This is a genomic window from Mycolicibacterium arcueilense (assembly GCF_058536225.1).
Genome location: NZ_JBZTYL010000036.1, coordinates 107,549 through 126,251, shown reverse-complemented (window position 1 = coordinate 126,251; position 18,703 = coordinate 107,549). Strand labels below are relative to the sequence as shown.

The 18,703-nt window shown below is 66.7% G+C and carries 16 protein-coding genes; 6 read left to right on the top strand and 10 right to left on the bottom strand.

The window, feature by feature from the left end; all coding sequences use genetic code 11:
• The first annotated feature begins 73 nt into the window (after positions 1–73).
• Positions 74–1,420, top strand: coding sequence for a 4-aminobutyrate--2-oxoglutarate transaminase (gene gabT / locus AC4LGL_RS31075; protein ID WP_491842202.1), 1,347 nt, complete (start codon positions 74–76; stop codon positions 1,418–1,420).
• 31 nt (positions 1,421–1,451) lie between these two features.
• Positions 1,452–2,906 carry an NAD-dependent succinate-semialdehyde dehydrogenase gene (locus tag AC4LGL_RS31070; protein ID WP_491842112.1) on the top strand — a complete coding sequence of 485 codons (1,455 nt, stop codon included), beginning with the start codon at positions 1,452–1,454 and terminating at the stop codon, positions 2,904–2,906.
• 9 nt (positions 2,907–2,915) lie between these two features.
• Here the strand turns inward: AC4LGL_RS31070 and AC4LGL_RS31065 are convergent, their stop codons facing one another.
• Positions 2,916–3,293 (bottom strand): hypothetical protein, encoded by a 378-nt coding sequence (locus AC4LGL_RS31065; protein ID WP_491842111.1) that lies wholly within the window; start codon positions 3,291–3,293, stop codon positions 2,916–2,918.
• A 78-nt stretch (positions 3,294–3,371) separates the two neighbouring features.
• Positions 3,372–5,261 carry an acyl-CoA dehydrogenase family protein gene (locus tag AC4LGL_RS31060; RefSeq protein WP_491842110.1) on the bottom strand — a complete coding sequence of 630 codons (1,890 nt, stop codon included), beginning with the start codon at positions 5,259–5,261 and terminating at the stop codon, positions 3,372–3,374.
• Between the two features lie 189 nt (positions 5,262–5,450).
• On the opposite strand from AC4LGL_RS31060, the gene AC4LGL_RS31055 reads away from it, so the two are divergent.
• Complete coding sequence (locus AC4LGL_RS31055; RefSeq protein WP_491842201.1) at positions 5,451–6,662, top strand: CaiB/BaiF CoA transferase family protein; 1,212 nt, start codon at positions 5,451–5,453, stop codon at positions 6,660–6,662.
• Between the two features lie 233 nt (positions 6,663–6,895).
• On the opposite strand, the gene AC4LGL_RS31050 is transcribed toward AC4LGL_RS31055, so the two are convergent.
• The 3 genes from AC4LGL_RS31050 to AC4LGL_RS31040 all read right to left on the bottom strand — a co-directional run bounded on the left by AC4LGL_RS31050 (position 6,896) and on the right by AC4LGL_RS31040 (position 8,743).
• Positions 6,896–7,213, bottom strand: coding sequence for a hypothetical protein (locus tag AC4LGL_RS31050; protein ID WP_055110798.1), 318 nt, complete (start codon positions 7,211–7,213; stop codon positions 6,896–6,898).
• Positions 7,210–7,560 carry a heme-binding protein gene (locus AC4LGL_RS31045; RefSeq protein ID WP_491842200.1) on the bottom strand — a complete coding sequence of 117 codons (351 nt, stop codon included), beginning with the start codon at positions 7,558–7,560 and terminating at the stop codon, positions 7,210–7,212. Before AC4LGL_RS31045 ends, AC4LGL_RS31050 begins: the two co-directional genes overlap by 4 nt.
• A gap of 166 nt (positions 7,561–7,726) precedes the next feature.
• The gene (locus AC4LGL_RS31040; protein ID WP_491842109.1) at positions 7,727–8,743 is read right to left on the bottom strand and encodes an AraC family transcriptional regulator; all 1,017 of its coding nucleotides are present in this window, start codon (positions 8,741–8,743) and stop codon (positions 7,727–7,729) included.
• Between the two features lie 153 nt (positions 8,744–8,896).
• On the opposite strand from AC4LGL_RS31040, the gene AC4LGL_RS31035 reads away from it, so the two are divergent.
• The gene (locus AC4LGL_RS31035; protein WP_491842108.1) at positions 8,897–11,236 is read left to right on the top strand and encodes an arylsulfatase; all 2,340 of its coding nucleotides are present in this window, start codon (positions 8,897–8,899) and stop codon (positions 11,234–11,236) included.
• A gap of 154 nt (positions 11,237–11,390) precedes the next feature.
• On the opposite strand, the gene AC4LGL_RS31030 is transcribed toward AC4LGL_RS31035, so the two are convergent.
• The 4 genes from AC4LGL_RS31030 to AC4LGL_RS31015 form a co-directional block, all read right to left on the bottom strand.
• Positions 11,391–11,840, bottom strand: a complete 450-nt coding sequence (locus AC4LGL_RS31030; RefSeq protein ID WP_491842107.1) for an STAS domain-containing protein — start codon at positions 11,838–11,840, stop codon at positions 11,391–11,393.
• Between the two features lie 129 nt (positions 11,841–11,969).
• On the bottom strand, positions 11,970–12,611 hold the full coding sequence (locus tag AC4LGL_RS31025; protein ID WP_491842106.1) for a LutC/YkgG family protein: 642 nt from the start codon (positions 12,609–12,611) through the stop codon (positions 11,970–11,972).
• On the bottom strand, positions 12,611–14,083 hold the full coding sequence (locus AC4LGL_RS31020; RefSeq protein WP_491842105.1) for a LutB/LldF family L-lactate oxidation iron-sulfur protein: 1,473 nt from the start codon (positions 14,081–14,083) through the stop codon (positions 12,611–12,613). The genes AC4LGL_RS31025 and AC4LGL_RS31020 overlap by 1 nt, the downstream gene beginning before the upstream one ends.
• Complete coding sequence (locus tag AC4LGL_RS31015; RefSeq protein ID WP_491842104.1) at positions 14,080–14,814, bottom strand: (Fe-S)-binding protein; 735 nt, start codon at positions 14,812–14,814, stop codon at positions 14,080–14,082. The genes AC4LGL_RS31020 and AC4LGL_RS31015 overlap by 4 nt, the downstream gene beginning before the upstream one ends.
• 107 nt (positions 14,815–14,921) lie before the next feature.
• Between AC4LGL_RS31015 and AC4LGL_RS31010 the strand changes: the two genes are divergently transcribed.
• The gene (locus tag AC4LGL_RS31010) at positions 14,922–15,752 is read left to right on the top strand and encodes an alpha/beta fold hydrolase (protein ID WP_491842103.1); all 831 of its coding nucleotides are present in this window, start codon (positions 14,922–14,924) and stop codon (positions 15,750–15,752) included.
• Here AC4LGL_RS31010 and ligD read toward each other — a convergent pair.
• The gene (ligD, locus tag AC4LGL_RS31005) at positions 15,722–16,966 is read right to left on the bottom strand and encodes a non-homologous end-joining DNA ligase (protein WP_491842102.1); all 1,245 of its coding nucleotides are present in this window, start codon (positions 16,964–16,966) and stop codon (positions 15,722–15,724) included. The two genes, AC4LGL_RS31010 and ligD, sit on opposite strands and share 31 nt — an antisense overlap.
• Before the next feature lie 54 nt (positions 16,967–17,020).
• Here ligD and fadD2 point away from each other — a divergent pair, with 54 nt between their 5' ends.
• A complete protein-coding gene (gene fadD2, locus AC4LGL_RS31000; protein WP_491842101.1) occupies positions 17,021–18,694 on the top strand; it encodes a long-chain-fatty-acid--CoA ligase FadD2 in 1,674 nt (557 codons plus the stop codon).
• Positions 18,695–18,703: the final 9 nt, after the last annotated feature.

Here is an 18,703-nt window from a genome sequence, read left to right as displayed (position 1 = left end):
ACTCCTGACCTCCCGTGCGCGGAGACCGTTGCCTAGCGTGAGGGCAGACAACCGCCAGCAGCAGGAGGAACACGTGAGCATCGCCGAGGTCGCGGGTGCGGCCGTCACCCAGGAACGCCGGATCGTCACCGCCATTCCGGGCCCCGTCTCGCAGCAGATGCAGGCACGGAAGACTGCTGCGGTCGCGGGTGGCGTCGGCACCACCTTGCCCGTTTACGTGGTCGCCGCCGGCGGCGGAATCCTCGTCGACGCCGACGGCAACCAGCTCATCGACTTCGGCTCCGGCATCGCCGTGACCACCGTGGGCAACAGCGCACCGGCTGTGGTCGAGGCCGTCACCGAGCAGGTCGCCGCGTTCACCCACACCTGCTTCATGGTCACCCCGTACGAGGGTTACGTGCGGGTGGCCGAGGAGCTCAACCGGCTCACCCCCGGCGACCACGACAAGCGCAGCGTGCTGTTCAACTCCGGTGCCGAGGCCGTCGAGAACGCCGTCAAGATCGCGCGGGCCTACACGCATCGGCAGGCCGTCGTGGTGTTCGACCACGCCTACCACGGCCGTACCAACCTGACCATGGCGATGACCGCCAAGAACCAGCCGTACAAGAACGGCTTCGGGCCATTCGCCGGTGAGGTGTACCGCGTGCCGACCTCGTTCCCGTTCCGTGACGGCGAGACCGACGGTGCCGCTGCGGCCGCCCGCGCCCTGGACCTGATCGACAAGCAGGTCGGCACCGAGAACGTCGCTGCCGTGGTGATCGAGCCCATTCAGGGTGAAGGCGGATTCATCGTTCCCGCACCGGGATTCCTGCGCGCACTGCAGGACTGGTGTACCGAGGCCGGCGCGGTGTTCGTCGCCGACGAGGTGCAGTCGGGCTTCGCCCGCACCGGCGCGATGTTCGCCATCGAGCACGACGGCGTCGTCCCCGATCTGATCGTGACCGCCAAGGGCATCGCCGGTGGCCTGCCGCTGTCGGCGGTCACCGGTCGCGCCGAGATCATGGATGCGCCGCATGCCGGCGGGCTCGGCGGTACCTACGGCGGCAACCCGATCGCCTGCGCGGCGGCGCTCGCGGTGATCGACACCATCGAGCGCGACGGGCTGCTGGCCCGTGCGGTGGAGATCGAGAAGGCGATGACCGGCCGCCTCGAGGCCATCGCTGCCGAGGATTCCCGAATCGGCGAGGTCCGCGGCCGCGGCGCGATGATCGCCGTCGAACTGGTCAAGGCCGGCACCACCGAACCCGACGCCGACCTGGCCAAGCAGGTCTCGGCCGCTGCCCACGCCCAGGGGCTGGTGGTGCTGACCTGCGGAACCTACGGCAACGTGCTCCGTTTCCTGCCGCCGCTGTCGATGCCCGACCACCTGCTCGAGGAGGGGCTGGACATCCTGGCCGCCATCTTCGCCGAGACCCGCTGAACCCTGGCCGGCTCGATCCCTGGAGATTTCAGTGAACACACAGAACGCGATCGCCGGTCTCGACACCAAGCACGGGATCCTCATCGACGGGCAGAACCGCGGGGCTGCCACCACGTTCGAAGTGCGTGACCCGGCCACCGGCCTGTCCATCGCCGAAGTGGCCGACGGCACCGTGGCCGACGCCCGCTCGGCTGTCGACGCCGCGCACCGGGCCTTCGCCGGCTGGGCCGGGACGAGCCCGAGACAACGCAGCGACATCCTGCGCCGGGTGTTCGACCTGATGGTCGCCGACTCCGAGCGCCTGGCCGCCCTGATCTGCGCGGAGAACGGCAAATCGCAGGCCGACGCCCGGGCCGAGGTGGCCTATGCCGCTGAGTTCTTCCGCTGGTTCTCCGAGGAGGCGGTGCGGACGGACGGCGCCTACGGCGTCAGCCCCGCCGGTGGCACCCGGACCCTGGTCACACACAAGCCGGTCGGGGTCGCGGCGCTCGTGACGCCCTGGAACTTCCCGGCCGCGATGGCGACCCGCAAGATCGCCCCCGCGCTGGCCGCGGGATGCACCGTGGTTCTCAAGCCGGCCGCCGAGACGCCCCTGACGGCACTGGCGATCGCCGGAATACTGTCGGCCGCAGGCGTCCCCGACGGTGTGGTGAACATGGTGCCCACCACCGATGCCGCCGCCGTGGTCGAGAACTGGTTGAGCGATGACCGGGTCCGCAAGGTGTCGTTCACCGGTTCCACCGGCGTCGGCCGCGTGCTGCTCAAGCAGGCCTCGGACCGGATCGTCAACGCCAGCATGGAACTCGGCGGCAACGCGCCGTTTGTCGTCACCGCCGACGCCGACGTCGAGGCGGCCATCGCCGGTGCGATGGTGGCCAAGTTCCGTGGCGGTGGGCAGGCCTGCACGGCGGCCAACCGGTTCTATGTGCACGCGTCGGTCGTCGATGAGTTCGTTGCCGGTTTGGGCGCCGAGGTCGCGGCGCTGCGAGTGGGTCCGGCATCCGATCCGGCATCGCAGATCGGCCCCCTGGTCAGCGAGCGCGCGGCGCTGCGGGTGGCCGCCACGATCGATGCCGCAGTGGCCGACGGTGCGGTGATCGCCGCGCAGGCCGAGGTGCCATCGGCGGGCTGGTTCGTCGCGCCCACACTGTTGACCGGAGTCGCCCCGGACGCCGCCGTCCTCGCCGACGAGATCTTCGGACCTGTCGCTCCGGTGGTGGTGTGGGACGACGAGGAAGACCTCCTGCGCTGGGCCAACGACACCGAATATGGTTTGGCTGCCTATGTTTACGCCGGCCGGCTGCAAGATGCGGTGCGACTCGCCGAATCCCTCGACGCCGGAATGGTCGGCATCAACCGGGGCGTCGTGTCCGATCCGTCGACCCCGTTCGGCGGGATGAAGCAGAGCGGTCTCGGCCGCGAAGGCGCACGTGTCGGCCTCGAGGAGTTCCAGGAGACGCAGTACTTCAGCGTGGCCTTCGACTGACCGGTCGGCTCAGAACGGCGCCGAGTGCTGCATCAGGCTCAACATCAGCACGACCATGCACAGCAATGAGCTGAACATGATCAGCCCCATGATGACGACCACGAACCACGACGCGCAGCGCTGCTTGCCGCGTGCCAGCTTCGCTATCCGCTCGTCGTGCATGAGTTCGTCTGCGACGACGGCGAATTGGACGCGTTCCAGTTCGGCATCGGCGGCAGGGGCCCCGGAGGAGATTTCACGAAGGCGGGCTGCGGCGATGCCCACGCCGACCCGGTCGAACCGCCGACTCATCTGACGCGCCTGTCTGCGGGTGAGACGGTGATCGAGGGCATCGACCGAATGCGGCCGCTGTGCCCAGCCGCCGTGCGCGTTCGACGGGGTCGTCATAACCTATCGAGTCTACGAGCGTGCCGCGTTGGCAGGAAGTGCGTGCGCGCGGGTTGTTCACGTGCGCAAGTAATTTCTTCAACGGATGACTCTGTGCACATCATCGATCACCTCGCCGCCTTCCTGAGCGATCCATGGTCCGTCGATCGACGGATCGATGATCCCGTCCTCCAGCCACGTGTACCGACCGCCGAGCACGTTGTGCGCCAGTGTCCGGTCAGAGTCGTCGCTGTTGTCCCAGAGTTCGGTGAACAGCCGCTCGGCCCGCACCCGGGACTGGCGGCAGAACGCGTCGGCGAGCTCCACCGCGGAGTCCGGCGTGTCGCTGCGGGCCCGGACGCAGGCCGCCGTAATCGCGAACAGTTCTGCCCCGATGTCGACGATCCGGCCGAGGAAGCGCTGTCGGTATTCCAACTTGCCCTGCCACCGGGACATCGCATAGAACGTGCTGCGGGCGAGCTTGCGGCTGGCCCGTTCGACGTAGCGCAGGTGTTCGCCGAGCGGTCCGAACTCGGTGAATGATGTTGGTAGTTGCCCTTTTCCGGTGACCAGGGTGGGTAGCCAACGTGCGTAGAATTTCCCGGCTTGGGCGGCTGCTTTCGCCTTGTGTTTGAGGTCGGCGTCGGGGTCGATGATGTCGCCCGCCACGGAAAGATGGGCGTCGACGGCCTCGCGGGCGAGCATCAGATGCATGATCTCGGTGGACCCCTCGAAGATGCGGTTGATCCGCATGTCGCGCAGTACCTGCTCGACGGGCACCCCGCGCTCGCCGCGGGCCGCCAGCGATTCGGCGGTCTCGAAGCCGCGGCCGCCACGGATCTGCACCAGCTCGTCGGCGATCAGCCAGGTCATCTCCGAGCCGTAGAGCTTGGCCAGTGCGGCCTCGATCCGGATGTCGGTGCGGCCGGCGTCGGCGAGCTCGCTGGCAAGCTCGACCATCGACTCGATTCCGTAAGCGGTGGCTGCGATGAACGCCACCTTGCCGGCCACGGCGTCGTGCTCGCCGACCGGCCGGCCCCACTGAACGCGCTCCTTCGACCATTCCCTGGCGATCTTCACGCACCACTTCGCCGTCCCGGTGCATACGGCCGGCAGCGACAGCCGTCCGACATTGAGCGTGGTCAGCGCGATCTTGAGGCCTTCACCCTCGCGACCGATGCGGTTCGCCGCGGGCACCCGCACGTCGGTCAGTTTGGTCAGACCGTTCTCGATTCCGCGTAGCCCCATGAATGCGTTGCGGTTGGTGACGACGATGCCGGGGGTGTCTGCCTCGACGACGAAGGCGGTGATGCCGCCTTTGTGTCCCTCGCCGGGCGGCACCTGGGCCATCACTACCAGTAGATCGGCGATGACCCCGTTGGTGGTCCACAGTTTGACGCCGTTCAGCAGATAGTCGTCGCCGTCGGGGGTCGCGGTGGCGTGCAACCTGGCCGGGTCGCTGCCGACGTCGGGTTCGGTGAGCAGGAAGGCGCTGATCTCCCGCGTGCACCGCGGCAGCCAGGTCTGCTTCTGCTCGGTTGTCCCGAACATCGACACCGGCTGCGGCACACCGATCGACTGATGTGCGGACAGCAAGGCGCCCAGCGCGGGGTGCACCGAGCCGACCAGGGCGAGGGCCTTGTTGTAGTACACCTGCGACAGGCCGAGCCCCTCGTAGTCGACGCCGATCTTCATGCCGAACGCGCCGAGTCCCTTCAAACCCTGGATGACCTTGTCCGGGATCTGCGCGTCGCGTTCGATGACCGCAGCGTCGATCTGCGTCTCGCAGAACTCCCGCAGCTCGGCCAGGAAGGCCTCGCCCCGATCCGTGGTCGCGGCCGGACCACGCGGGTACGGATGGACCAGGTCCAACCGCAGTCTGCCGAGAAACAGTTCTTTGCCGAAACTGGGCTGGTCCCATCGCGCTTCCCGCGCCTCCTCGGCGACCTGCCTGGCTTGTCGTTCGTTGACTTCTCCGGTAGCGGTCATCGGCCGGCCTCCATACGTCCGTTCGCTGGTGGCATACCCGCGCCAAATTTCGCCGAAACGGCATTCCAGCAGGCCGGCTCTCGAACTTCTCCTGCCGGAGTGCGGTTTCGGCGGGGAGCGACTGCGCCGACCCGGCCCTAGCTACACTTACTGTAAGTGCAACGGTTAGGAGCCGCGTTGATCAAGGTCATGCAGGGCGTGCGAGTGCTCGAGGTCGCGCAATTCACCTTCGTGCCGGCGGCGGGAGCCATCCTCGCCGACTGGGGCGCCGACGTCATCAAAGTCGAGCACCCGGTGCGCGGCGACACTCAGCGTGGGTTCATCAACATGGGCGGGTTCCAACTCGACCCGAACCGTCATCCGCTCATCGAGCACCCCAACCGCGGTAAGCGCAGCGTCGGCATCGACGTCTCGACCCCCGGCGGGCAGGAGGTGCTCTATGAGATCGCAAAGACGGCAGACGTCTTCCTGACCAATTACCTTCCCGCCCAACGGCAGAAGAACAAGTTCGACGTCGAGCACATCCGGGCGGTGAACCCCAACATCATCTACGCCCGCGGCAGCGCCTACGGCGACAAAGGTTCCGAGCGTGATACCGGCGGCTTCGACGGCACCGCCTTCTGGACCCGCAGCGGCGTCGGCCATGCCCTCACCCCGGAGGCCATCAACGGTGCACTGTCCCAGGGCATCCCGGCCTTCGGTGATTCGATCGGCGGCATGAACATTGCCGGCGGGATCTCGGCGGCGTTGTTCCACCGCGAGCGGACCGGGGAAACGGCCGAGATCGACGTCTCACTGCTGAGCACGGCGTGGTGGGCGGCCGGCGCCAGCGTCACGCAGGGCATGGAGACCGGTGAGACGATGCGCTCGCTGATGCCCGACGACGCCACTTCGGTGAACCCGTTCATGGCCAACTACCGGACGTCCGACGGCGGCACCATCAATCTGTGCATTGTCAGCCCGACTGGCTACATCCGTGATGCCTTCGAACATCTCGGTCTGCCCGAGCTTGCCGATGATCCACGGTTCTCCGATGTGCTCCCGCTGATCGAGAACGCCTCGGAAGGCGTCGAACTCATCGCGAAGGCGATCGGCAGCAAGCCGTTCGAGTACTGGCGTCAGCACCTCAAGACCATGAAGGGCCAGTGGGCGCCGTTCCAGAGCCTGGTCGATCTCGCTTCGGACGACCAGGCGGTGGCCAACGACATGGTCGTCGAGGTGGACGCCAGTGACGGCGGCAAGCCGTTCAAGGTGGTGCGCGGGCCCGTGCAGTTCAACCACGAACCCTTGGAGACCACCCGGGCGCCCCAGGCCTCCGAGCACACCGAGATCGTGCTGATGGAACTCGGCCTCGACTGGGACCGGATCGAGGAGCTCAAGGACTCGGGCGCGATCGCCTGAGGTGGTTGGCGCGCGGTCTGCCGCGTCGGCGCACGCTTTGGCGTGGTTAGCCGCGGCGTCGCTGCGCAGGCTTTGGCGCGGTTTTCTACACCAGGGCTGCTCATCGCGGCGGCAGCGACCCCTAGGTAGAAATCGGCGAAACGCACGCCGACGGGAGTGCGAAGAAGCACCGGCGAAACGCCCGCCGGCGGGGCGCAACGAAGCACCGACGCACGCAAACGCGATCGCCGGAGCTAGTTGCAACCGCCCGCGTGAACCCACCGGCCGTTGTAGCCGATGCAGCCGCTGACGTTGGAACCCGGTGGGGGCGGCGGCGGAGGCGCGTCCTCCGGGAGCGGCGCGTAATAGGCCGGCGGCGGAACGTAAGGGGCGACGGCGTCGGCGATGTTGACGCAGCCGCCGACCGAGATCCGGCGCCCGGCGCTGGCGCACACGTCGGCGTTGGCGGTCCCGGCCGGGGCCGCCAGGACGATGGCGCCGGGCAGCGCGGTGAAGGCGAGCGCGACCGTGGCCGCGCGGAGCCATGATGATCGAGGCGTTGGGGTGTTCATCGTTGTCCTAGGGGCTGATCAGGTGGCTTGATCCCGCAACGGGCGCGGAAGTCGGTCAGCGGCTGACGGATCCCGACCAGGTCGGCGTGGGCCTGCGGGTTGGCGTCGAAGAAGGCCTTGGTGTCGCCCTGCACTTCTTCCTGTGGGCGGCCGTGCAGATTTGTGTAGAAATCGTTCACGTCCGGATGGGTCCACAAGTATGTGGAGGTTGCCGCGGCGACTCCGGAGGCGATGCCGGCGAGATCGGCGGCCGTGCAATTGGGCGGCGGCGGCTCGGCGGCTGCTGTCACAGGGCCGAACAGGCCGACGACAACCCCGACGGCACCAGCGGCGAACGCCGGCATCATTCCGTAGCGCACGGTGGTCGGTGTGCGGGACACAGCGGGACTCCTTCCCGAGGTGGGCAGGTGCCGATTGCATCGCCCGGCGGGCCGAACTTTAGCAGGTGGGACGGGGTGTGTGCGACGAATCTTTCGCTCGGCAAGCACGTGGCATGTCTTGGTGCGTCAGCCTTTAGGGCCGCGGCGGTACCGCGGTGCGGCCATTGCGATACGCCGTCGGGGTGGTGCCGAACCAGCGTTTGCAGGAGCGGGTGAGGACACTCTGCTCGGCATAGCCGAGTTGGTGGCAGAGCTGGTCGAGGCTGAGGTCGGTGTCGAGCAGCAGACGTTGAGCGGACTCGCGCCGCGTCTGGTCGACGAGGTCGGCGAACGTGGCGTTCTCGGCGAGCAGGCGCCGTTGCAGGGCCTTCGGATGAAGACCGATGTGACGGGCGATGTCGGTCAGGCCGACCACTCCGGTGGGCAGGAGTTGGCGCACCAGGCTGCGGACCAGTTGGCTGGTGGTCGGGTTGGATTCACCCATCACCTGGGCCAGATAGTCGACCGCGGTCTGGTGGGCAAGCCGATCGGTGGGCAGCGGGCGTTGCAGGTCGGTGGTGCGCAGGGTGAACCCGGCGACCGGTTCGAAAAAGCTGGGCGGACAGCCGAAGTAGGTCTGATAGTCGTCGGTGGGCGTCAGGGCGGGATGGGGTAGGTGCACGGCGACGGGCCGGTAGTCGGCACCGAGGAACAGCCGCAGTACCTGCAATGTGACTCCCAGCGACAGCTCGATGGCCTGGGCTTGCGGAGGTGCCGGGTTCAGGGCGTACTCGAATTCGAAGCGACGCAGATTCGGGTCCAGATGGGTGGTCACCCGCGCGGTGATCGACGGGCTGTAGGCCGCCATGAACTTGTCGAAGATCAGGAAGGCTTCGGCAACGCTGGCGGCATTACGACCCGCCAGCCCGACCGGGCCGAGGATGTCGATGCCTTGGCGGAGCGCCAAACGCCGCCCGAAGTCCGGGGTTTCGAGTGTGGCGGCAGTGTCTTCGAGCATTTGTGCCCCGTTGGGCAGGGAGATGAAGCGGTCGTGGCGGCCGACATCGTCGTAGGGAATGTGGGCGGCATCGACCAGAGCGCGACTATCTCCACCGAGTTCGGTGACCAACTGGTGAAAATTCGTGAGTGCCGTGCCCCGGATCACGGCCATGTCCCACAATGTCAAAGATTTGTCCTGGAATGTCAAGACAGAAGCTGGCAGTTTGCTGCACAGTGGATGCCCGGGTCGGGGTGAATCGGCTGCGCGGCTTGCCCCACCAGTGGTCGGCTGCACAGCCCAGTCCTCATGGAGAAGAGGGGCGCGGTGTCTGACGTGCAGGGTGACCAGTTGGTGGCAGCAGCTCTACCGGACGGCGGCGTTTTGCCGTTCCCGCCGGTCCCGTCGGGCAGTATCGCGGGCCGCACGTTGCAGGAGTCCACGTACAACCCGCGGTCAGTGCCGAAGCGACTCCATGACGACTCGCCGAACATCGTCATCGTGCTCATTGACGATGCCGGACCCGGCCTGCCCTCGACCTTCGGTGGTGAGGTGACGACCGCGACCCTCGACAGAATCTGCGCTGAAGGGGTGTCGTACAACCGTTTTCACACCACGGCGATGTGCTCGCCGACGCGGGCCTCGCTGCTCACGGGCCGCAACCACCACGAGATCGGCAACGGCCAGATCGCCGAGCTGGCCAATGACTGGGACGGCTACGCCGGCAAGATCCCGCGGTCCAGCGCCACCGTGGCCGAAGTGCTCAAGCAGTACGGCTACGCGACATCGGCCTTCGGAAAGTGGCACAACACCCCCGCGGAGGAGACCACCGCGGCGGGGCCGTTCGAGAACTGGCCCACCGGATTGGGTTTCGAATACTTCTACGGCTTCCTCGCCGGAGAGGCGTCGCAGTACGAACCGAACCTGGTGCGCAACACCACCGTCGTCCCACCGCCCCGGACTCCGGAGGAGGGCTACCACCTGTCGGAGGATCTGGCCGACGACGCGATCTCGTGGCTGCGCCGGCACAAGGCGTTCAACGCCGACAAGCCGTTCTTCATGTACTGGGCCAGCGGCGCCATCCACGGCCCGCACCACATCATGAAGGAGTGGGCGGACAAGTACGCGGGCAAGTTCGACGACGGCTGGGATGCCTACCGGCAGCGGGTGTTCGCGCGCGCCAAGGACAAGGGCTGGATCCCGCAGAACTGCGAACTGACCGAACGTGATGAGCAGCTCGCCGCCTGGGATGACATCCCCGAGGACGAGAAACCGTTCCAGCGACGCCTGATGGAGGTCGCCGCCGGGTTCGGCGAACACGTCGACGTCCAGGTCGGCCGGATCGCCGATGAGCTCGACTCGCTCGGCTACGCCGAGAACACCCTGTTCCTCTACATCTGGGGTGACAACGGCTCGTCGGGCGAGGGCCAGAACGGCACCATCGCCGAACTGTTGGCGCAGAACGGGATTCCCACCACGGTGCGTCAGCACATCGACGCTCTCGACGAACTCGGCGGCCTCGACGTTCTGGGCTCACCGTTGGTCGACAACCAGTATCACGCGGCGTGGGCCTGGGCCGGCAGCACGCCGTACAAGGGGATGAAGCTGCTCGCGTCGCATCTGGGTGGCACGCGCAACCCGATGGCGGTGCGCTGGCCGGCCAAGGTCGCCGCGGAGAGCGCCCCGCGGGACGTGTTCCTGCACTGCAACGACATCGTGCCGACCATCTACGACGTCGTCGGTATCGTGCCGCCGCATACGGTCAACGGTGAACCTCAGATGCCGCTGGCGGGAGTGAGTTTCGCCCGCACGCTGGGAGACCGAAATGCGCCCGGCGGCAAGTTGACCCAGTACTTCGAGATCATGGGTAGCCGCGGCATCTACCACGATGGCTGGATGGCCTCGGCGCGCGGACCGCGGCTGCCGTGGGTGCCGGGCCAGCCGCCGGGGATCGCCACCTGGACGCCCGACAACGACACCTGGGAGCTCTACCACCTCGACGAAGACTGGTCCCAGGCCCACGATCTCGCCGCTGAACAGCCCGAGAAGCTGGCTCAGATGCGGGAGATGTTCATGGTCGAGGCGGCCCGCAACGAGGTGCTGCCGGTCGGCGGTGGGCTGTGGGTGCCGGTGTATCACCCCGAGCTGCGCATCGCGCCGCCGTACCGGGAGTGGGAGTTCTCGGGCGACACCATCCGGATGCCGGAGTTCTGCGCACCGGCGCTCGGAAACAAGAACAACGTCGTCACCATCGACGTCGACATTCCCGCCAGCGCGAACGGGGTGCTGTACGCGCTCGGCGCCGGGGCAGGTGGGCTGACCCTGTATCTGGACGAAGGGCAGCTCTGCTACGAGTACAACCTGTTCATTCTGCAGCGCACAAAGATCCGATCCGAGGGCAAGGTCCCGCCGGGACGCGCCACCCTCACGGTGACCACTCAGTACGCGGATCCACGCCCGGCCGGCCCGCTGGACATCACCGTCGCGCGCAATGGCGAAACGATCGCCAGTGGCCAGGTCCCGATCAGTGCACCGTTGTTGTTCACCGCCAACGACTGCCTGGACATCGGCACCTGCCTCGGCTCACCCGTATCGCTGGACTACCGCGAGCGCGCGCCGTTCCCCTTCGAAGGTCGTATTCACCGCGTGCACGTCGCATACACCTAGACCCGACAAAAACGAGGTGGCTGCCGGACCAGGTCCGGCAGCCACCTCGAAAGTCGTTTGGTGTGCGTTGGGTTAGATGTGCACCGCCCGGTGACGATGACGAAGCAGGCGGGACAACCAGCGGACATCGATCAACATTGCGTTGGCCTTTCTCTCAGGCGCTCTTGGTAAGCAGGGGCAGCAACCGGCGGCGCGCCGTATTGCCTTCGGCGAAGTGATGCAGGGCTTCGGGCACCGACGAGCTGAGCGGTACGCCCACCTCCTGGTGGTGGATCTCGGCGGCGACCGGCTGGCTGGCGACTACCGCCCAGTCCACACCGAGTGCGCCGCACCGGTCATCGATGTCGTAGAACAGTGAGATCGCCTGCGGGGTAAAGCTGTTCACGCCACTCAGATCGAGTGCCAAAGGCTTCTCCGCAAGAATGAATCGATTCACATACGACGCGATCTGGTCGATGTTGTTGCTGTCGACATCTCCCTTGACGGTTACCACTGTCGCCAGTTGGCGGCACTGTGCGCGCATCGATGCGCCCTCGCAGATGACTGCCGAGTTCCCGTACCGAAAGTGTCGATCCAATGCCGGGGTGTTGTTCGTGAACGTCATGATCAGCCTCCCGCCGTCTTTCCTGAGCTCTGGCTGAGCTCCGTCGCGTCAACCTGTTCACAACGCTAAGTGGGCAAAATAAGGCGGCTGGGAGCCAGCGTTAATGCTTTGCTAAGAACATTCGCGGACCTACCCGTCGGTAAGGTCGGCCACGATCAGTACGTCGAGTGTTCGCGGTCCGTGTACGCCTTCCACCCGCTGCAGCTCGATGTCACTGGTGGCGCTGGGACCAGAGATGAAGGTCAGTGGCCTGGTCGCCGTCAGCTCGGCGAACGCCTGGGGCACGGTGTCGACGATCTGCTCTGCCCGGACCACACAGAGGTGATGGTCGGGCACCAGGGTCAACGCCCGCCGCCCCTGCCCAGGGCCGGCATCTAGCACGATCGTGCCAGTCGCAGCGATTCCCAGCCTGCATCCGGTCAACACGGCATCGGCCCGATCGAGTTGCTCGACATTCAGCGTCGGCTCGTCGGGCACCGCCGTCAGCCCGGTCACCCACTCGGGCGGCAGGTCGGCTGGGATGACCACAGTGGCGTCCGGGCCGACGAGCTCGAGGACGGTCGACGCGATCGCATCGACCCCGATCCGATGGACCCGCGCACGGTACTCGGCGACGGCCTCGGAGAACCTCTCGACGTCGCCGGCGCCGGTCAGGGACTCATGGTGATAGTCCCGCGGCACCTCGACCGACGGTGGCGGTGCGGCGGCCAGGGCACCGCGGATCCGGTCGAGCACGGCGGCGCGGGCCGCGTCGGGCGTCGGATCGGTCACTATCGGTCTCCCTCGTGGGTCCGGTTCCACCACTGCCGGAACGTCTCGGCGGGCGGCTCGGGAATGTCACGGCTGGCGGTCCACTTCGACGCCGGCCAGGGCAGTGCAGAGATCCGGTGATCGCGCCCGGCGATCAGGCGTCCGGCGCCCAGGGCCTTCTCAGCCAGTGCGAACCGGGCCGCGCCGCCCATTGCCCAGCCCGCCGCCTTCATCGCCAGATCCTGCCCGGAGAAAAGGACCCCGCGCCCTGTCCTTTCCTGGTCCACCTGTTGCGCGCGCAGGTGTACCAGGATCGTCGGGATGTCGATGCGTACCGGGCAGGCCTCGAAGCATGCTCCGCACAGCGACGAGGCGAACGGCAGGCTGGCGTTGGGGTCATTGTGGCCGGTGGTGCCGGTGAGTTGGGGGCTCAGGATCGCCCCGATCGGTCCGGGATACACCGAGCCGTAGGCGTGCCCGCCCGTGCGTTCGTAGACCGGGCACACGTTCAGGCACGCGCTGCACCGGATGCAGTGCAGCGCCGGGCGCCCCACCTCATCGGCCAGCACCCGGGTGCGGCCGTTGTCCAACAGCACCAGATGGAATTCCTGCGGCCCGTCACCGGGATGCACGCCGGTCCACATCGAGGTGTACGGGTTCATCCGTTCCGCGGTCGAGGAGCGCGGCAGCAACTGCATGAAGACCTCGAGATCGGTGAACGACGGCACCACCTTCTCGATACCCATCACCGTGATCAGCGTCTGCGGAAGCGTCAGACACATCCGGCCGTTGCCCTCGGACTCCACGACGGCCAGCGTGCCCGTCTCGGCGATGCCGAAGTTCGCCCCGCTGACCGCGACCTTCGCAGTGAGGAACTTGCGCCGCAGATGGGCCCGGGCCGCCATGGCCAGCACGCGCGGCTCGTCGGTCAGCTCACCCGCGTCGGGCATCTCCCGGTCGAAGATCTCGCGGATCTCGGCCCGGTTGCGGTGGATGGCCGGCACCAGGATGTGGCTGGGCTTGTCGTGGCCGAGCTGAACGATCAGCTCGGCCAGATCGGTTTCGAACGCGGCGATGCCGTTGGCTTCCAGGTACTCGTTGAGGCCGATCTCCTGGGTGGCCATCGACTTGACCTTGACCACCTCGTCGGCGCCGGTGGCGCGGATGAGATCGGCGACGATGCGGTTGGCCTCCTCGCCGTCGCGGGCCCAGTGCACCACGCCGCCGCGGCGGGTGACATTGGACTCGAGTTGCTCGAGCAACTCGGGCAACCGCGCCATCACGTCCTGCTTGAGCGCGCTGCCCGCGGCGCGCAACTGTTCCCAGTCGTCGCATTCGGCGACGGCGGCCAGTCGTTTGGTCCGGATGGTGTGGGTGGCGTGGCCGATGTTGCGGCGCAGCTGGGAGTCGGCCAGTGCGGTGCGGGCGGCTTTCGGAAAGGACTCGTCGCCACGGAGGTTGCCGACTCCGGGGGTGCCCAGGAATGTGGTCATGCTTCGGCCGCCAGGATCTCGGCCAGGTGCACGGTGCGCACCCCGGAGCGCAGCCGACTGAGCCCGCCACCGATGTGCATCAGGCATGAGGAGTCTCCGGCGCTGCATACTTCGGCCTCGGTTTCGAGGATGTGCGCCATCTTGTCTGCCAGCATCGCCGTGGAGGTGTCGGCATTCTTGATCGCGAAGGTTCCGCCGAATCCGCAACAGGATTCGGCCTCCGGCAGCTCCACGAGAGTGAGTCCCTGCACGTTGTGCAGCAGCCGCAGTGGCTTGTCGCCCACCCCGAGCATGCGCAGCGAGTGGCAAGTGGGGTGATAGGTGACGCGGTGCGGGTAGTACGCGCCGACGTCGTCGACCCCGAGCACATCGATCAGCAGTTCGGACAGCTCATAGGTCTTTTCGGCCAGGCGCTCGGCACGGGTGGCCAGGTTCTCGTCGCCGGCCCGGCGGGCCACCATCGCATGTTGGTGACGGACCGATCCCACACACGATCCGGAGGGCGCGACGATGGCATCGCAGTTCGCGGATTCGAAGGCCTCGACGTGATTGCGCACCAACGCGGTGGCTTCCTGCAGATAGCCGGTGTTGACATGCATTTGGCCGCAACAGGTTTGGCCAGCAGGAAAGACCACCTGGTGACCCAGACGCTCGAGCAACTGCACCGTGGCGATCGCCGCAGGTGGGAACATCGCATCCGCCAGGCAGGTCGCGAACAGGGCGATTCGCATGCACACTCCTAAACCGTGACGTATCCACAATATGCCGGGAATCCGTAACCGCGGGCGGCTGTTGTTCGGCGTGGCCGCGGAACGCGGTCGGAGAGTGAAAGGCCAGTATGTCGGCAACGGGCGAGGCTGCACCTGCGGTCCGCGAGGTTCAGCGTCCATACGACACCACGATCCGATACGCGGTCACCGGCCAGCCCGACGGGCCGACGCTCGCCTTCATTCACGGGTGGGGTTGTGACAGAACCGATTACGACGCCGTTACCGGCCTCCTGTCGGACCGGTACCGCGTCATCGCGATCGATCTGGCCGAACACGGCGAATCTCGGTCGGCGCGCGAGGTCTGGACGATCGAGGAATTCGCCCGTGACGTGGCGGCAGTCCTGACCGCCGAGGTTGCGCAGAGCGTCGTCGTGGTCGGGCATTCTCTCGGCGGTGCGGTAGCGGTGGAAACCGCACGGTTGCTGCCCGACGCGGTTTCGCACGTCGTTGCGCTGGACGGCCTGCACTACCTGTCGCTGTATCCGGCCCAGGACGCACGGCAGGCCCGGGCCGTGCTGCAACCCTTCTACGACGACTTCGATGCGGCGACGCGGGACATGGTCGAGGGAGGATCGCCCGAAGGCACTGACCCGGCGCGCACGAACGCGTACTTCACGAAAATGGCGGCTGTGCGCCAGCCGGCCGGTCTGCGCGCTGTCGAGGGCCTGGTGGACTGGGACATGGACGCCGCGCTCGGTGACGTTCGAAAGCCGGTGACGCTGTTGGCGGTGCGCTCACTCATCAGGCAGGAAGCCATCGAACGCTACCGCGACCGGATCGACATCGTGCCCGTGGATCTGGGCAGCCACCACTTCCACGTCGAATCACCAGAAGGCACTGCTGAATTGCTGATTCGGGTGGTTTCCGATCAGTCGCGGTGTCGATCCGGCGGCCACTGAGCACCGCGATAGTGCTCCCACGGGTTGTAGTCCGCGAGCAGCTCTTCCTGCGGTGGGCGCTCAGCCTCGGGCACGTGTTGCAGGTTGATCCGCACCCGGTACCAGATCGAGCTCGGTCCGCGCATGCCGTCGAGTAAGACGTCGACGGGTTCGAGCCGCGCCGCCACCGCGGGATAGCGCTCGCGCCATACGTCCAGTGCCGCCATGGCTTCGTCTTTGGTTTTGGTCTTGGCGATCTCGATCAGCGGCATGCTCGACTGTCGTCGTCCATCGTGAGACGCGCCCTTGGGGGCTTTCTCTGCCGGGCCGAGCTCCTTGGCGAGCGCGAGCAACGCGTCCAGCTCGCCGACCGCTAGATCCATGCCTTCCCACGGGTCGCCGATCTCGGCGAACCGGGAGGGCACGGTGGCGACCGTGAACGCTTCGGGGCGGCAGCCGTCGACCTCGTCCCAGCGCAACGGGGTGGAGACCCGGGCATCGGGGGTGGCCCGAACGGAATAGGCCGAGGCCACCGTGCGGTCCTTCGCGTTCTGGTTGAAGTCGACGAAGACCCGGGAGCCCCGCTCTTCCTTCCACCAGCGGGCGGTCGCCAGGTCCGGGACACGTCGCTCGACCTCACGAGCCACCGTCTCGGCAGCCAGCCGCACCTTGGTGAACGGCCACCGCGGGTGGATGCGCGCATAGATGTGGAAGCCGCGCGAACCCGACGTCTTGGGCCACGCGGTCAGGCCGTGTTCCTCCAGCACCTCGCGGGCGACCTGCGCGACATCGACGATCTGCGACCAGTCGACCCCGGGCATCGGGTCGAGGTCGACGCGAAGTTCGTCGGGGTGGTCGAGGTCGTCGGCGCGCACCGGGTGGGGGTTGAAATCGACGCACCCGAGGTTCACCGCCCAGGCCAGTCCCGCGGTGTTGCGCAGCACCGCTTCCTTGGCCGACGTGCCGGACCGGTACTTGAGCTCGGCGACGTCCACATAGTCCGGCCGTTTCTCCGGGGCACGTTTCTGGAAGATGGCTTCGGTGGAGATGCCCTTGACGAACCGTTTGAGGATCATCGGACGCTCATAAACACCACGCAGTGCACCGTCGGCGACTGATCGGTAATAGTTGATCAGGTCCAGCTTGGTGACATGCGCGTCAGGGAAAACCACCTTGTCGGGGTTGCTGACGGCCACCTCGAGGCCGTCGATCTCCAGCGACTCTGCACCGGCCATGACCACATGGTAGTTACTGCCCGCGGTGCGATAGATGTCACTTATTGTGGCGACATGCCAAGTCTGTCTGATCTGCCGGCGAACCTGACCGCGAAAGCCAAGCAGTACGCGGAGCGTGGCGCGGCCGAATTGCACTACGCGCGCAAGATGTTCGAGGCGGGTGCGCTACGGCTGGAACCGCCTCAGCACCTCGCGGCCATGCTGAACGACATCCGGACCTGGGGCGAGATCGGGATGATCCCGGCGCTCAACGCGCGTCGGCATCCCAACCGTGTCGCGGTGATCGACGACGAAGGCGAGTTGACGTTCGGTGAGCTCGACGCCGCGGCGCACGCGGTGGCCAACGAACTGCTGACCATGGGTGTGCGCGGCGGTGACGGCGTGGCCATCCTGGCTCGCAACCACCGTTGGTTCCTGATCTCCCAATACGGCGCGGCCCGGGTCGGGGCCCGGATCATCATGCTGAACTCCGAGTTCTCGGGGCCGCAGATCAAAGAGGTCTCCGAGCGCGAGGGCGCAAAGGTGATCATCTACGACGACGAGTACACCGCTGCCGTGGCACACGCCGAGCCGACACTGGGCAAACTACGGGCGCTGGGCGTCAACCCCGATTCCGACACTCCGTCGGGTAGTACCGACGAGACCCTGGCCGACGTCATCGCGCGCAGCAACGGCAAACCTGCGCCCAAGGCCACCAAACATCCCGCGATCATCATCCTGACCAGCGGCACCACCGGCACCCCCAAGGGTGCCAACCGGGCCGCTCCGCCGTCGCTGGCGCCGATCGGGGGAGTACTGTCCCACGTCCCGTTCAAGGCCGGTGAGGTGACCGCACTGCCGGCGCCGATGTTCCACGCGCTCGGGTTCCTGCACGCCACCATCGCGATGATGCTGGGCTCCACGCTGGTGCTCCGTCGCCGGTTCAAGCCGGCCACCGTGTTCGAAGACGTCGAGAAGCACGGAGTCACCGGCATGGTGGTGGTGCCGGTGATGCTGTCGCGCATGCTCGACCATCTCGATCAGATGCAGCCCAAACCCAACCTGTCGTCGCTGCGGATCGTGTTCGTCTCCGGCTCCCAACTCGGCGCGGAACTGGCAGCCCGTGCCCTCAAAGAGCTCGGGCCGGTCATCTACAACCTCTATGGATCGACCGAGATCGCCTTCGCCAGCATCGCGCGCCCCAAGGATCTGTCGATCAATCCGTCGACGGTCGGACCGGTGGTCAAGGGCATCACCGTCAAGATCATCGATGACAACGGCAACGAGTTGCCGACGGGGCAGGTGGGGCGCATCTTCGTGCGAAACACCTTCCCGTTCAAGGGATATACCGGTGGCGGGGGCAAGGAGATCATCGACGGCATGCTGTCGTCGGGCGACGTCGGATACTTCGACGAGCACGGCCTGCTCTACGTCAGCGGTCGCGACGACGAGATGATCGTCTCCGGCGGCGAGAACGTGTTCCCGGCCGAGGTCGAGGATCTGATCAGTGGACACCCCGACGTCATCGAGGCCACCGCGCTCGGTGTCGAGGACAAGGAATGGGGTGCGCGGCTCAAGGCCTTCGTGGTGAAGGCCGAAGGAGCCAGCCTCGACGAGGACTCCATCAAGTCCTACGTCAAAGAGCATCTGGCGCGATACAAGGTGCCGCGTGAGGTGGTGTTCCTCGACGAGTTGCCGCGCAACCCGACCGGCAAGATCCTCAAGCGGGAACTCCGCGATCTGGAATAGTTTGCCCAC